The organism is Mucilaginibacter sp. (genome assembly GCF_036383575.1).
In the GTDB taxonomy this organism is placed as follows: domain Bacteria; phylum Bacteroidota; class Bacteroidia; order Sphingobacteriales; family Sphingobacteriaceae; genus Mucilaginibacter.
In genome coordinates this window covers 1-15,669 of record NZ_DASVOB010000442.1, presented here as the reverse complement: position 1 = coordinate 15,669, position 15,669 = coordinate 1, and the positions used below count along the sequence as shown (strand labels likewise).

Here is a 15,669-nt window from a genome sequence, read left to right as displayed (position 1 = left end):
CCCTACTAAAACGGAGATCAAATACCAGGACGAGAAGGCTATTTATGCCATTATCCGTTCGGCGGTAAAACGATCGTTAGGGAGATATAATATTACCCCCAGCCTGGATTTTGACCAGGAAAACAGCATTGAGCACCTGATCACTCCTAAGCCATTTGAAGATATAATTGCCCCTACTATTTCCTTTAATCCTGATTTTAACCCCTTTGACAATAAGGAAGAAAAGCCAAGGCAGGAACATCCGTTTTTAAGGGATAGCGGAGGATATAAAAAAGACCCGATCCCGCAAAATTGGGATACCTTGTATGAGATCTCAAAAAAAGAAACCCTTTTTCAGCACGAGATCCACGAGGAAAAAACTATAGCGGTTGATGAGCAGGATGTAAGCAAACCAAGTGAGCGGCAATTGTTCCAGATCCATAACCGGTTCATCCTGTCGCAGATCAAATCGGGCTTTATGCTCATTAACCAACAGGCTGCTCACGAGCGCATTCTGTACGAACGTTTCTTATTGCAGCTGCAAAATCATTCGGGCGTAAGCCAGCAAAGCCTGTTTCCGCAATCGGTTACACTAAATGGCAGCGATTTTGAGTTATTGAGAGAGCTTTTGCCCGATATCAAGGCGCTGGGCTTTGACATCCGCGAGTTTGGGAAAAACACCGTAGTAGTAGAGGGGATCCCTGCCGAGCTGAACAATGTTGGTGAGCATGAACTTTTAGAACATTTGCTGGAAGGTTTTAAAAACAATATGGCGATTCTGAAATTAGATAAACGTGATAACCTTGCCCGCTCACTGGCCCGTAACGGCGCTATTAAAACAGGCACCAAATTATCACTTGAGGAAATGAACCAGCTTATCGACCAGCTTTTCGCCTGTCAATCACCTAACCAGGCGTTGAATGGTAAGCCCGTAATCAGTACCTTTACGATGAACGAATTAATGGAACGATTTGAAAAATAGCCCCAGGCTAAATTATATATGAACGGATACAATCAATCACCTTTTGCCAATATCACACCTGTTGTAAAAAACCTGCTTATTATAAATATAATATTCTTTATAGGCACCTATACATTAGGCTATGTTGGGTTTGATATGGTAAAATGGCTATCGGCATTTTATTTTAACTCACCACTTTTCCACCCATGGCAAGTTGTTAGCTACATGTTTATGCATGCCGGCCTCGCGCATATTTTCTTTAACATGTTTGCGTTGTTCATGTTTGGGCCAATACTTGAATATACAATGGGACCTAAGCGGTTTCTTCAGTACTATTTTATAACCGGCATTGGAGCATTGGCTTTACAAATGCTGGTACAAGCAATTGAGGTGCATGGCGTAATTGGGGCATTTACCATAACAGGATCTGAAGTAGCCAATGTAAGCATGTCGGGTATGGCTAAAATCAAAGAAATTTATACCGTGCCAATTTTGGGGGCATCAGGTGCTATATTTGGTTTATTGCTTGCTTTTGGATATCTTTTTCCTAATATGGAGATGATGGTATTATTTATACCTGTTCCGGTTAAAGCTAAGTATCTTGTTGCGGGATATATTGTGATCGAACTTATAGATGGTTTTGGACAATTTCAGGGTGATTCGGTAGCCCATTTTGCCCACCTTGGTGGTGCCTTATTTGGCTTTATCGTATTAAAATATTGGAGATTACAACGACCAAACAATTTTTATTAATAACAGTAGTTATCTTTGTAATATAGCTTTATTATGAGCACCCTCTGGCAAAATATCCACTACAAAATGCTGCGGTCAGGCAATAGGCTAAACCTGCTTATTGGCATTAATGTAATTGTTTTTTTAGCAATAAATATTTCGGCAATAGTTGAACAATTACTAACTCATTTTGGTGGCAGTATCATTTTACTTTATGCCGATAAGTACCTGAATATGCCGGCATTCCTGCCCGATCTGCTTAGGCGTTTCTGGACGCCTTTAACATACATGTTCATGCATGCAGGGATACTCCATATTTTGTTCAATATGCTTTGGCTTTATTGGATGGGGCAGATATTTGAAGAGTATCTTGGCAATAAGCGTACAATAGGTTTATATTTAATGGGTGGCCTCGCAGGCGCATTGTTATATCTGCTGGCCCTGAACCTGCTGCCCGCATTTACCAGTGCCAACGCTGCACAGGGCAGTACCATAGTTGGGGCATCGGCCAGCGTAATGGCTATTGTTGTGGCGACGGCCACCTTACTGCCCAATTATACCATATCGTTAATTTTATTTGGGCCGGTAAAATTAAAATGGCTGGTATTGGTGATCCTGGTTATTGATTTTTTGGGTATAGTTGGGGACAATGCCGGCGGTGAAATTGCGCACCTTGGCGGTGCTTTAATGGGATTTGTGTATATTAAGCAACTACAAAAAGGGCATGACTGGGTGGGCGGCATAGCAAAGCTGTTTAAACCAAGGTCCAAACTAAAAGTGGTTTCAAATAACATGGGTAAAAACGCGTCTGATTATCCACGTCAGGAAGAGATCGACCGTATTTTAGATAAAATATCTCAATCGGGTTACAATAGTTTAAGCAAACAGGAACGGGAAATTTTATCGCGCGCAAGCAAACAGGACTAAATGATTAAAAAAAAGCAAAGTATTTTTAGCAGGGTGTTATTATTTATAAACCTGTTTTTCTGTTTTGCTTTATTGATCGGTTATTTAGCCCCGTCTGTTGATCCCCGTAAATACTGGATATTTGCTTTCTTCGGTCTCGCTTATCCTCCTATATTACTGCTCAATGTAATTATGATGCTTTATTGGCTGCTGCGCAAACGCTGGCAGTTTTTGTTTTCGCTGGTTAGTATTTTAATTGGCTGGGGAGTACTTAATAACAATATCGGGTTGAGGTTTAAATCGAGCTTTTCGCTGCCCCCTGGCCTGAATGTAGTGCATGTTATGACCTACAACGTGCATAATTTTAAGCATTTTGGGTTTAAGAACGATATTTCAACCAAGCATGAGATCTTAGAGATCATCAACAACGAGCAGCCTGATGTTATCGGTTTCCAGGAATTTTATACACGTTACAAAGGGCAATATCAAATGTGTGATTCTGTCAACAAAATATTGGGTAGCACTAACTTTTATTTTGAGCAGTTTAATGCTAACAGCCTTGAAGCTATTGGCATGGCTATCTTTTCTAAATATCCTATCGTAGCAAAGGGAATGATCCGCCTTGCGGCAGACAGAACATCCGGTAACCAGTGCTTATATGCCGATATAAAAAAGGGCGATAAAATTTTCAGGTATTATAATGTGCACCTGCAATCCATCAATTTTGGTCCGGAAGATTATAAATACATTGACAGTGTATCAAAAAAAGGTAAACCTGATATTCAATCAACTAAAAAACTGGGAAGCAAACTCAAAATAGCTTTTATGCGAAGGGCGGAGCAGGTTTTCAAAGTAAAAGAACACGCCGCGCAATGCCCGTATCCTTATATTATAGCCGGCGATTTTAATGATACCCCATCGTCATTCGCGGTTAACCAAATGGCTAAAGGCTTAAACAATTCATTCCGCGAAAAAGGCTCAGGCCTGGGGCGTACTTATAACGGCGATTTTCCTAATTATCAGATAGATTATATCATGAGTAGCAGGCATTTCTCGGTTTTTAATTACAAAGTGATTGAAAAGAAACTTTCTGACCATTACCCTGTGCACAGCGACCTGGTATTGAACTAAATAAAATCATTGCCCTGCATTTGTAAAAATAAATCCGAACTTCAGCAGGCAGTAGCTTAAAATTGAAAAAATCGTAAGTTTGCGCTCATGCAACAAAATTTGTTTGTTTACAACACTTTAACCCGTAAAAAAGAATTATTTAAGCCCATCAACGCGCCGCACGTTGGCATGTATGTTTGCGGGCCTACTGTTTATAGCGATGTTCACTTAGGCAACTGCCGTACTTATATATCTTTCGATCTTATGTTCAGGTACCTTACAGCCATTGGCTACAAGGTGCGTTATGTGCGTAATGTTACCGACGCGGGCCACCTTGAAGGTGATGCCGGCGACGAAGGCGAAGACAAAATTGCAAAAAAGGCCAAGCTGGCACAGCTTGAGCCCATGGAAATAGTACAAAAATACACCGTTGGTTTCAGAGATGTGATGAAGGTATTGAACAACCTGCCGCCAAGCATCGAGCCTACTGCTACCGGCCATATCATTGAGCAGATAGAAATGGTAAAAGCTATCCTCGAAAAGGGCTATGCCTATGAGGTTGACGGTTCCATTTACTTTGATGTTGAAAAATATAATAAAAGCCAGGATTACGGCATACTGAGCGGTCGTAACCTTGAGGATCTTTTAAATAATACCCGCACACTTGGCGGTCAGCAGGAGAAGCACGGCAAACTTGATTTTGCGCTGTGGATAAAAGCCAAACCCGAGCACCTGATGAAATGGCCTTCGCCATGGGGTGTGGGCTTTCCTGGCTGGCACCTGGAGTGCTCGGCCATGAGCCAGAAATACCTTGGCAGCCACTTTGATATCCATGGCGGCGGGTTGGATCTTGTGCCTACACACCATACCAATGAAATTGCTCAAAATGTAGCTTGCTGCGGTACTAACCCGGCCAATTACTGGGTGCATACCAATATGCTTACGGTAAACGGGCAAAAAATGTCGAAATCATTAGGCAACAGCTTTTTGCCGCATGAACTTTTCAGCGGCGAAAATTCCATACTGAACAAAGGATATAGCCCTATGACCGTAAGGTTTTTCATGCTCCAGGCACACTACCGCAGTACGCTTGATTTTGGCAACGAAGCTATGGAAGCATCCGAAAAAGGTTTTAAACGCCTGATGAATGCCTTTGCCCTGCTCAACGACGGCTTAAAAGCATCTACCACAACCGAGGTTGAAATTGCTCCGTTACTGGAACGCTGCTACGCAGCCATGAATGATGATTTTAACAGCCCGGTATTGATCGCCGAACTATTTGAAGCATCGCGCATTATCAATTCGGTATATGATGGTAAATTGAAAATTGACGCTGCAAACCTTGGGTTGTTAACTAACCTGATAAACACCTTTGTGGTTGACGTGCTTGGCTTACAAAACGAGCAGGCCGCTAATGACGACCTACCTAAAGTGCTAAACTTTATTGTTGATCTGCGCAGCGGCGCAAAAGCCAATAAGGACTACGCCACTTCAGATAAGATCCGCGACGGGTTATCGCAAATAGGGTTCCAGTTAAAAGACAGTAAAGAAGGCACCACCTGGAGCAAAGCCTAATACATCATATTTTAAAGCGAGTTGTAGTAGCTGAATAATTTAGCTAATGCAGCATCGCTTTTAAAATTTACAGAGTTTTTCTTGATATAATCCTGCACCTGGGCAGCTTTATCATTCATTGCAGCAAGTATCGTTTTTTGGTTAGGCTTGATCTTAACCATCTGGTTATTGCTAAACAGGTAGTAAGCATTGGCCGAAAGGAATGACTTTGTGGTAATTTGGGAACTGAAATCTTTTGACTCAACAACCCTCTTTTTGTAACATCTTAACAGTTTAATTTTCCCCTCACCCACAACCATGTAAAATGTTTTTGCTGTTTGATCATCCGCAGCAGGGAAGCCGCTGCTGAAACTGGGATCCGTGATATCACTCTCTTCAATTGTAGCATCCTTTAGTGAAAAGCTTTTAACCGGATCAACAAATGACAAAATTGACGAGTCCTTGGGGTTTTTAAACAGCAATTCATCACCGTACAAATTATAATTTAAAATAGCAGTAGCTGTTTTCCCGTTTGCAAAACTAACGGTTCCGGTTACCCAATTATCGCTTAGTAAGGGGCTGCCTTGTATTTCGGCATAGGTTTTTAAGTAATATGGCCTGCCCGAGTAGTCAGAAAGATATTGGGCTTTAGCCTGTAAGCAGAACAACACAAGCACAGATACACAGTACAACTTATACTTTTTCATGAAGGCAATTTATATTGGTTTAAACAAAAACTGATAACATTGGTTATGAAGTTAAGTGTTTTTTTATTGAACTTCATTATTAAGTAAATTTAATTATTTACGTGTATTTTATATGATCAAACCCGCTCTTTGCAATTATTCTCCCATATCTTCGTTTCAGCATAAAGCCAAAATGGTGCAACTCCTAAATGACATTAAGCAGTTGCAGGCATTTTGACTATTGCATTTCCGACTTAAAATTTATTACTAAATTGCTCCCTAAAACCCGAATATAAATATGAAGAAAATAATATTAGCTGCTACATTTATTGGTTATAGTGCTTTTGCCCTGGCGCAGGACGCTGTTAATGTAAACAAGGTAGTTAGTGTTGAACAAGCTTTTGATAAGTTAGTTGAACGCAAAGGAATAAAAGATGGCTTCCTGGCAGTTGCCGATCCTGAAGGCATCATATTTAAACCCGATGCAGTAAAGATTGTTGATTTTTATAGTAAGATTGATAAACAAGCCGGCAAACTTAGCTGGGAGCCTAAATTTGCCCGGATCTCGGCCAATGGCGACCTGGCGTTCACCGCCGGCCCTTATGTATATCAAAACGGTAAAACTGATGACGACAAGGTATATGGCGACTACGTATCTGTTTGGCGTACTAATTCTGACGGTAAGCTAAAATTGCTCATCGACCTGGTTATCCAGCACCCTGAAGCCGAAGAAGAAGCCGTTACTGATTTTAAAGAACCTGATCCGGCACAACGTTCAGGTCCAAGTAAGGACCCGTTTGGCGCTAAAAATGTTATTATCGGTACCGATAAAACTTTTAACCATGGTTTAACATTATCGGCCATGGCCAGCTATAAGGAATTTTTAAGCCCCGAGGGCCGCTATTATTTCCCGGGTTTCCCGCCAATGACCGGAACCGACGTGGTGATGAAGTTTATTAACAATGAGGCCATTAGCATCACCGCCGAAACTACTGATGGCGGTAGGTCTGCAAGTAATGACCTTGCCTATACCTACGGCCACGCCCGTATCACCAAAGGTAATGTTGTGGGCAACTACAATTACGTGCGGGTATGGGAAATTGATAAAGCTAAAAGATGGAATATCCTGCTTGAGATCTTCTCACCGATTGAGAATGAGTAGTGCTATGTCATGACATATACCTATAGTCTAAAGTCATAAGTGCTAAGTATTGAAAAAATCCGACTTGTGACTTTAGACTACAAATTATTGACTTAACAATAATTGGCCGGAGATCAAGTATTAATTCGTAAATTGAATTTTCGCAATCTCAATAACGATGCGTTATTATACCATCCAGCCACCGCCCGAGTTGAAACCCTATGTAAGATTTTACTGGGTGCTTGAACATGAACTGGGTGCAGATCAGTCATCATACATTTATCGTTCTGTTGCTGATGGCTGTACCGAAATGGTATTTCATTACCGCTCTGTGTTTGATGAACTAACGGACAAAGGCGGACAAAATGCAGGCCCCTCCGGCATCCAGTTCCAAACCACACAATACCGCAGGTTTATTACAACAGAAAGCTTCGGGATTTTCGGTGCCTATATCTACCCTTTCGCTGTACCCTGTTTCTTTAATATCCCAAGCAGCCAAACCAGTAACCTCGCGTTTGATTTCGATACTTTTTTAAACCGCCCCGGCCGCGAATTGGAAGAGCGGATCATCCTGGCATCCGATAATTATAAGCGCGCAGAGATCCTTTCGGCATTTTTAACGGCCCGGCTACGTCAAAATGGCTTAAAAGACGAGAGAATGGCAATAGCTATCAGGGACGTGATCCATAATAAACAATACAGAACAGTTGGCCAGTTAGCCGATGCTTACAACCTATCGGCAAGACAATTTGACCGCAAGTTTAAGGCAGACGCTGGTTTTAGCCCCAAAACTTACATGCGATTGGTACGCCTGCAGGATGCGCTGCGGCAATACAGTACCAATAAAACATTAACGCAGATAGCGCTGGAATGCGGTTATTACGACCAGTCGCACTTTATTCATGATGTAAAGGAATTTACAGGTTATCATCCGGGTTATTATTTTTCGGGTAAGGCCGAGGGAACGGAATACCGGGATTCATAATGTCCGGTTTTTACAATTTTGAAGGTTGTGGGAAAGCTAATTTTGAATAAAAATAAACAAGCTATGTCAACAATAAACATTCCCGAAAACTACCAGGCAGTAATGCCTTACCTTGTTGTTAAAAACGGCGCTAAATTTATCGATTTTACCCAAAAGGTTTTTAACGCGACCGAACAGTTCAAAACCATGCGCGATGAAAGCACCATTATGCATGCCGAAATTAATATAAACGGCAGTACCATTATGTTTGCCGATTGTACCGACACCTATCAACAGCAAAATGCTGGCATGTTTGTGTACGTGGAAAACTGTGATGAAACTTATCAAAAAGCACTGGATAACGGAGCAGAAAATATTATACCACCGGCCAATCAATCATATGGGCGCAGCGCAGGCGTAAAAGACCCGTTCGGGAACACCTGGTGGATCACCAATCCTTTATAAAAAGGAGATTCATAAATCATTACCTACGCATTGCGGGCATTTAATTAGCCGTAAATATAAGGTTCAACGAAATAGCTATCTCGTCGGTAATAACCTTGTTTTTTAAGGCCGAAATGAGATCCCATGCCTCCCGTTTCGGCTGCATATCGATATTCCACTTAACGCGGTCAATGGTGGTATTAGCCGTAGCGCTGATGAGATCTTTCTTTTTAATGATGGCTGCCGAAAATTCAATGGGGTTTGCTATCCCTTTTATGGTAAGCACACCAGTCACTTTAAAGTTAGTTGATTGGCCGATGCGTGTAATTTCCTTAACAGTCATAATTGCTCCCGGGTACCGTTCCGTTGCAAAAAAGCCTTCTTTTTTTAACTCTTCATCTACTTTTTTATTCCCGGCAGCATCGGCATGATCGGTGCTGTACATGGCGTTCATATTCAGGATAAAGGCACCGGTTTTAGGTTCGCCGGCAGCCGTGTAATCCAGACTGCCCGATTTAAAAAGCAGATAGCCGTGATGGCCACCCATTGTTTTGCGGGTATCCCATAAAACTTTACTTTTTTTGATATCTAAGTGGTAGGTTTGCTGGGCGCCGGCAGAGAAGCAGCTCATAGCCAGCAACAGGATAATCGTGTATATTTTCAACATTGTGTATTGATTTATGCAGTAAACCTACTCAGCTGCAGTGCGTTTGCTACAATGATTGTTGTAAATAAAATTGTAAACTTTGTAAATTAAATCCTCATGAATATGGCCGGCTTCAAATCATCCATGAATAACAAAACCAAACGCTTGCTGGGGCTTGGTTCCCTGCTGCTAATGACCGTATTATGTGTGGCTTTCAGTTTTGGCGGTAACGATGACTTTGAGACGGCCCGGCGGGAAATTCTGCTCCGGAAAATTGGACATGAGGTACTGTTGTATTCGGGCGATAGTACATCGCGGGTGTTGCCGGTAAAAAAGGTTGCAGAAAATGAGTACCAGTTGCGGTTTGAGAATGAGTTTTCTTTTCAGCCCGATTCGCTTGAAAAAGCAATCGGCAGTTCGCTGGCAAAGGAGAGCCTCGCTAACGATTATATTGTGAACGTATTAAATTGTGAGGGAAAAGATGTTGTATTCGGCTATGCCATATTCAAAAACAAAAAAAACAACATCATGCCCTGCTCGGGGCGGAAACAGCCTAAAAACTGCTATGTTATCAACCTCAAATTCAAAAGCCAGGGATGGAGTATACCTCAAAAAGGCTATTTAATTGGCGGGATACCCTTATTAGCATTTATTGGGCTCATAATTTCAAGATCGGGTAAAGGAAGGAAAAAACCAATTGAAAGCGATCCTACTCCGGACAATGGTCTTAAAATAGGTGACATTCTGTTTAACCCGGACAAGCGGCAGCTACAAAGTGCCGGAATGATTACTGAGCTTACCTTAAAGGAAAATAAACTCCTGCTCATTTTTGCTATGTCGCCAAATGTGATCATTGAAAGGAGCAGGCTTCAAAAAGAGATCTGGGAAGATGAAGGCGTAATTGTTGGTAGGAGCCTTGATGTGTTTATATCAAAACTACGCAAAAAACTGGAGCATGATCCCGCTGTAAAACTGGTTAATATACATGGCAAGGGCTATAAGCTGGAAATTAACGAATAACTACTTTGTAGCTGCAACTATATAACCCAACCATCCCAGGTACAGTAACCCGGCTTTTTGCAAGTAGTACTTATAGTCGGTAGCGAGAGACTGCAAACTAATCCGTCAAAAAAATACAGGATTTATGGTACGCAGGTAAATTTTCAAGGAGGTTTCAACTGCCCCGCCTTTAATTTACTACTTTTAGGGTGTCAATGGGAATTTGTTCGGGACAGGCATCTGACCCGATTTATTCCAAACGATCCTACATCTTCAGCGTTTTATTAATCACCATAATTGAAAAACAAAATGAGTAAAATTACAGTAAAAGACGGAACCGAAATTTATTACAAGGACTGGGGAACCGGGCAACCATTGGTTTTTCATCACGGCTGGCCTTTATCTGCCGATGACTGGGATGCCCAGATGTTCTTTTTCCTTGAACAAGGCTACAGGGTAATAGCACATGACCGTCGCGGGCATGGCCGCTCAAGCCAAACCGATACCGGCAACGAAATGGATACCTATGCAGCTGATGTTGCAGAACTTGTTGAGGCGCTTGACCTGAAGGATGCTGTCCACATTGGCCACTCTACCGGTGGTGGCGAGGTTATCCACTACGCTGCTAAATATGGAAAAGGCCGTATAGCCAAAGCTGTGCTGATCAGCGCGGTTCCTCCTGTTATGGTTCAAAGCGAAAGTAACCCTGATGGCGTTCCATTAGCTGTATTTGATGGCATCCGCGAAAGCACTGCAACTCAAAGAAACCAATTTTACCAGGACATTACCCTGCCTTTTTATGGCTATAACCGCGAAGGTGCTAAAGTATCACAAGGTATCAGGGACAACTGGTGGCGCCAGGGCATGATGGGCGGTATAAAAGCTCACTATGACTGTGTTAAAGCTTTTTCGGAAACTGATTTTACAGAAGACCTTAAAAGCGTGGATATCCCCGTACTTATTTTACATGGCGAAGATGACCAGATCGTTCCGTTTGCAAACTCGGCGCTAAAGTCAATCAAGCATTTGAAAAATGGCAAGCTGATCTCGTATCCGGGGTTCCCGCATGGTATGCCTACTACCGAGGCTGCAACCATCAACAAAGATCTTTTAGCTTTTATTAAAGAATAGTTTTTCATCAATTACTGTATTGCACAAATGGCTGTCCCGAAAGGGACGGCCATTTTGTTTATGTCTATATACTAATGATCTATCCGAATCTCATTTTGCACGTACATCTGAAAACTTGCTATTGAAATGTTTCTTATTTTTGAATAATGCATCCGGAATTTGAAACATACCTGCGCTCGGGAGGCGATATGCCCGAAGAAGCCATCCGCAGGATCAGTGACCTGGCAGTGCCACGGAAGTTGCGTCGTAACGAGCTCGTTTTTAGTGCAGGCGAAATTTGCCGGCACAAGATTTTTGTTATGAGCGGGCTGCTGCATACCTTCAATATCTCTGCCGGAGGTAATCAGCATATCCTGCAATTTTCGCCGGAAAACAGCTGGACACTTGATGTTGAAAGTTACGACCGGCAGATACCTTCGCAAGTGAGCATAGGGGCCGTAGAACCAAGCGTGATACTTAGCTGGCAAAAAAGAGATTTCGACATGTTGCTGACAGAAGTGCCTCAGCTTAAAAAATTTGCCGAAGACCTTATTGCCCGCAACACGCATTATAGCCGGAAACGGATCCTACTGTCATTAAGCGCTACGCCGGAAGAAAAGTACGAGGATTTTGTACAAACTTTTCCAAACTACTTATCCCGTTTACCCCTTCGTATGATTGCCGCGTACCTGGGCATCTCCATAAAAACCCTTACCCGGATCCGTCACGCACAGCTACAGCGCTAATTGAAATTATGGTCAGCTGACCATTTTTAGCGGATCTTTATTAGTGAATTTTGTATTAACAAAATCATTAATTTATGCGTGTATTTGTAACCGGAGCCTCCGGATTTGTAGGCTCAGCAATAGTAAAAGAACTTTTAGGGGCAGGTCACAAAGTACTGGGCCTTGTCCGTTCAGACAAAGGCGCTGAACAGCTGGCATCAACCGGTGCCGAAGTTTATCGCGGCGATGTCAATGACCTTGAATTTATTCAGCAGGGTGCTGCCTCTTGTGATGCTGTGATCCATACGGCCTTTAATCATGATTTTTCGCAGTTCAAAGCCAACTGCGAGGCCGACCGAAAAGTGATAGAAGCCCTGGGCGAAGCACTGGTTGGAACAGATAAGCCTTTAGTCATTACTTCAGGCGTAGGTCTTTTAAATTATGGCCGTTTGGCTACCGAAGATGATGTACCGCCTGCAGCATCAGATGTTATTCCAAGGGTGGCGTCTGAAGAAGCTGCGGCAACTGTCGCTGCCAAAGGCGTAAAGGTTTATACGGTGCGCCTGCCGCCAAGCGTACATGGTGAGGGCGATCACGGTTTTGTACCGATGATCATTAATATGGCCCGGGAAAAAGGAGAATCGGTCTATATAGCCGGGGGAGATAACCATTGGCCTGCCGTTCACCGTTCAGATGCCGCGGTTTTATATCGGCTGATTGTAGAAAAGCAACCGGAACTCCATGTATTTCATGCCGTAGCTGAAGAATGTATTACATTTCGGGAAATTGCTGAAGCTATCGGCGAGGGATTGCATCTGCCTGTAGTTAGTAAAACCGGCGATGAGGCGGCGGCACATTTTGGCTGGTTTCTGCACTTTGCATCAATGAACTGCCCGTCATCAAGCGAAAAAACACGGGCGGCCTTAAATTGGCAACCTAAAGCAACAGGGCTAATTGATGATATAGGCGCTGCGGGTTATTGCTGAAAGAGTTTTTGACCAACTGGTTAATTTAAACTTGCTAAATTGAAAAATCTGGCGGGCTTTGATAGCGGCAGAAGACTTACGAAGTTTTTAAAACTTCGTAAGTCTGGATTTTGCTGAAGATGGGATAACATTAAATTAAAAGTAGGGGTGTCATGCTGAGTGTTTAAATCCGTTGAACGCTGAAGGAAATGACATCTCCACGCCGTCATGCTGAGTGTTTAAATCCGTTGAACTCTGAAGATGAAATGACATCTCCACGCCGTCATGTTGAACTTGTTTCAGCCCCCCAAAAGAAAGGTAGGCGATTTGCTTAGCATGTGGCTTAGCGAGTGGGGTGTTGAAACAAGTTCAACATGACGGAATTTAACTATGTCATAGGTAGGTACGTACGAAGCATGACATAGGAGCAAATATTATTTTACCCCCTCAAAGTCCCTGGATTTTACCTACTCAGAATAACAGGGTAGATAAATATCAGTTTAGAACAGCTAACTAATTAAACCACGGATAACATCATAATAAGCATTGCTTACAGGCAATTCAACACCCACCAATTGCACCTTACGATTTTGTATAGACCTTATTTTGTTCACCGGCACAATATAACTGCGGTGAATACGCTGAAACTTAGCAGAGGGCAATTTTTTCAATACATCTTTTAGGGGCATTAAGGTAAGCACCGGCTTGTCGTTGGTTAAATGGATCCGGATATAATTTTCCATGCTTTCGATATACCTGATGGCGCTCAGGGCGATCTTTATAACCCGGTATTCCGATTGCACGTACAGGCTTTCGTCTATATCATTCGGTTTGCCTTTCGCCTCATTTTTGTATTGATGAATCATGAGCGCTTTTTCTACCGCCCTGGTAAAGCGCTCAAGCTCTATAGGTTTTTCAACAAAATCTACGGCCTCCAGTTCAAAGCCCTCATAAGCATAGTTCCGGTAAGAGGTGGTAAAAATGATCATCGGTTTTAAAGCCAGCGACCTGGCCAGGTCAATACCGGTAATATCGGGCATATTGATATCCAAAAAAATCAGGTCGACCGATGTACTCTTTAAAAATTCAGCTGCCGAAATTGCATCTTCAAATGTTTTGATAAGCTGCAGACTTGAGAACTGCGATACATATTCACCGATGAGCCGTAACGCTAATGGCTCATCATCAATGGCTATACATTTTAAAGTCATGGTTAAGTGTTTAAAGTTAACTGAACAATATACTCCTGGTTGTCATTGCTGATATCTAATATATGCTTGTCGCTGTATAAATGCTCTAAACGGCGGCGTGTGTTCTTGATCCCGATCCCGGTACCTTCATATTCGCTGTTATTTGAATTAAAAATCCGGTTCTTACAATAAAAAAACAAGCTTGTTTCACGGATAACTAATTTGATCTCAATCGTTGACCCTTCGTGTTTGCTAACACCATATTTGAAGATATTTTCAATAAAGGTCATTAGCAACAGTGGTGCTATTTGTTTCCCGTCAGTGTCGCCATCTACCTCAAAATTAACAATGGTAAGGCTGCCAGTGCGCAAACGCTGTAACTCAATATAACTGGTAATACAATCAATTTCACGTTGCAACGGCGCCAAATTCCCGGTTATATCTTCTGTAACGTAGCGCATGATTTTTGAAAGCCTCATAACGCTATCGGCGGCGTGTTCATCCCGGGTTAAAACAAGCGTATAAATATTGTTCATTGTATTGAACAGAAAATGTGGGTTGATCTGCGCTTTCAAAAAGGAGAGTTCGGCTGTTGCTTTATCTGCTTCTGCCCGGGCAGCCCGTTGCTCGGTAAGCAGCCATCTCCGGATGATCTTAGTGGCTGCGCTAAAGGTGAGCAGTGTAAAAAAAATAAAAAAACTGGTAATATCCAAGGGCTGTTTAAATGGCGACCTGCTTAAAGGCCTGTCGCGATATGATGGCAAACCGGGACCTTGCCCCGGCGGCCCCGGCTGATAGTCTTCACTGCTGCCCTGACCACGATATGGATAGCTGGGTAACGGCCGGTTACCGTTCTGCTGTTCCCTGATATGGAGCAGGCGGTCAAATGGGCGGATACAAAACACCCCAAACAGTAAAAAGAATGCAAAGAAACCGTAGGAGACATATTTTTTGTTAAGCAGCAGCCATTTAACAAAAAAAGTGTTACTATAAAAAACGACCATAAAAGTAAGTCCGAACAGCCAGTAGTTAGCGTTACCCAAAAGGACCATGATATCGCCAAACCCTTTGCCGCTATGCAAAAAGATAAGCGGGATGGTCATGAGCGTTATCCAGCCGGCAAAATGCAGGATAATGGAGATCGTTTTAAATCGTGACATACAATAAAGTAAAACAATCAGTTTTTACAGGAAAATAAACTATCGATGACTGGGCTAAATGTATAGATGAAACACCATTACAATTACCTGAAGGCTAAATTTTACAAGGAACGCACATCCACAGAAAAAGCGCCAATTTGAAGCATAAATGATCCGTTCACCATTAAAAAACAGCCACTCATCTATGCCTGCTATTCTAAATTAAATTTTGCCGTTACATTTACCCCGGGTTCAAAAAAGTACCTGTGTGTTTGCTCTATGCCAGTAGAAGTACGCACAGGATGCTCTATGTAATTGATAACATGAAATTTAAAATATCGGCATTAAACATATTACTACTACTATTGAGCAGCGGGCTGTATGCGCAGCAAAAAACTATCTCAGGAACGGTTATTGA

General features: G+C 42.4%; 15 protein-coding genes and 1 pseudogene. 12 read left to right on the top strand and 4 right to left on the bottom strand.

What is annotated here, in order from left to right; all coding sequences use genetic code 11:
• The 5 genes and pseudogenes from VF500_RS15615 to cysS form a co-directional block, all read left to right on the top strand.
• Positions 1-961: pseudogene (locus VF500_RS15615) on the top strand (DNA mismatch repair protein MutL); the annotation flags it as partial.
• 18 nt (positions 962-979) lie between these two features.
• Complete coding sequence (locus VF500_RS15610) at positions 980-1,693, top strand: rhomboid family intramembrane serine protease (protein WP_330860557.1); 714 nt, start codon at positions 980-982, stop codon at positions 1,691-1,693.
• Between the two features lie 33 nt (positions 1,694-1,726).
• On the top strand, positions 1,727-2,599 hold the full coding sequence (locus VF500_RS15605; protein WP_330860556.1) for a rhomboid family intramembrane serine protease: 873 nt from the start codon (positions 1,727-1,729) through the stop codon (positions 2,597-2,599).
• A complete protein-coding gene (locus VF500_RS15600; protein WP_330860555.1) occupies positions 2,600-3,709 on the top strand; it encodes an endonuclease/exonuclease/phosphatase family protein in 1,110 nt (369 codons plus the stop codon).
• Positions 3,710-3,796: 87 nt separating this feature from the next.
• Complete coding sequence (cysS, locus tag VF500_RS15595) at positions 3,797-5,263, top strand: cysteine--tRNA ligase (protein WP_330860554.1); 1,467 nt, start codon at positions 3,797-3,799, stop codon at positions 5,261-5,263.
• 11 nt (positions 5,264-5,274) lie between these two features.
• Here cysS and VF500_RS15590 read toward each other — a convergent pair whose 3' ends face one another.
• The gene (locus VF500_RS15590) at positions 5,275-5,949 is read right to left on the bottom strand and encodes a hypothetical protein (protein WP_330860553.1); all 675 of its coding nucleotides are present in this window, start codon (positions 5,947-5,949) and stop codon (positions 5,275-5,277) included.
• Positions 5,950-6,226: 277 nt separating this feature from the next.
• Between VF500_RS15590 and VF500_RS15585 the strand changes: the two genes are divergently transcribed.
• The 3 genes from VF500_RS15585 (at position 6,227) to VF500_RS15575 (ending at position 8,498) form a co-directional block, all read left to right on the top strand.
• Entirely contained in the window at positions 6,227-7,090 is an 864-nt protein-coding gene (locus VF500_RS15585) for a hypothetical protein (RefSeq protein WP_330860552.1), read from the top strand.
• A 157-nt stretch (positions 7,091-7,247) separates the two neighbouring features.
• Positions 7,248-8,054: a helix-turn-helix transcriptional regulator gene (locus tag VF500_RS15580; protein WP_330860551.1), complete on the top strand. Its 807-nt coding sequence runs from the start codon at positions 7,248-7,250 to the stop codon at positions 8,052-8,054.
• A gap of 63 nt (positions 8,055-8,117) precedes the next feature.
• A complete protein-coding gene (locus VF500_RS15575; RefSeq protein WP_330860550.1) occupies positions 8,118-8,498 on the top strand; it encodes a VOC family protein in 381 nt (126 codons plus the stop codon).
• 40 nt (positions 8,499-8,538) lie between these two features.
• Here the strand turns inward: VF500_RS15575 and VF500_RS15570 are convergent, their stop codons facing one another.
• Positions 8,539-9,144, bottom strand: a complete 606-nt coding sequence (locus VF500_RS15570; protein ID WP_330860549.1) for a YceI family protein — start codon at positions 9,142-9,144, stop codon at positions 8,539-8,541.
• Positions 9,145-9,246: 102 nt separating this feature from the next.
• Between VF500_RS15570 and VF500_RS15565 the strand changes: the two genes are divergently transcribed.
• The 4 genes from VF500_RS15565 to VF500_RS15550 all read left to right on the top strand — a co-directional run bounded on the left by VF500_RS15565 (position 9,247) and on the right by VF500_RS15550 (position 12,943).
• Complete coding sequence (locus tag VF500_RS15565) at positions 9,247-10,143, top strand: response regulator transcription factor (RefSeq protein ID WP_330860548.1); 897 nt, start codon at positions 9,247-9,249, stop codon at positions 10,141-10,143.
• A 288-nt stretch (positions 10,144-10,431) separates the two neighbouring features.
• Entirely contained in the window at positions 10,432-11,253 is an 822-nt protein-coding gene (locus tag VF500_RS15560) for an alpha/beta hydrolase (protein ID WP_330860547.1), read from the top strand.
• Positions 11,254-11,399: 146 nt separating this feature from the next.
• Positions 11,400-11,978 carry a Crp/Fnr family transcriptional regulator gene (locus VF500_RS15555; RefSeq protein ID WP_330860546.1) on the top strand — a complete coding sequence of 193 codons (579 nt, stop codon included), beginning with the start codon at positions 11,400-11,402 and terminating at the stop codon, positions 11,976-11,978.
• A 74-nt stretch (positions 11,979-12,052) separates the two neighbouring features.
• The gene (locus VF500_RS15550) at positions 12,053-12,943 is read left to right on the top strand and encodes an SDR family oxidoreductase (protein ID WP_330860545.1); all 891 of its coding nucleotides are present in this window, start codon (positions 12,053-12,055) and stop codon (positions 12,941-12,943) included.
• Between the two features lie 488 nt (positions 12,944-13,431).
• Here VF500_RS15550 and VF500_RS15545 read toward each other — a convergent pair whose 3' ends face one another.
• Both VF500_RS15545 and VF500_RS15540 read right to left on the bottom strand, forming a co-directional pair.
• Entirely contained in the window at positions 13,432-14,133 is a 702-nt protein-coding gene (locus tag VF500_RS15545) for a LytTR family DNA-binding domain-containing protein (RefSeq protein ID WP_330860544.1), read from the bottom strand.
• Positions 14,134-14,135: 2 nt separating this feature from the next.
• Complete coding sequence (locus tag VF500_RS15540) at positions 14,136-15,272, bottom strand: sensor histidine kinase (RefSeq protein ID WP_330860543.1); 1,137 nt, start codon at positions 15,270-15,272, stop codon at positions 14,136-14,138.
• Between the last annotated feature and the right edge of the window lie 397 nt (positions 15,273-15,669).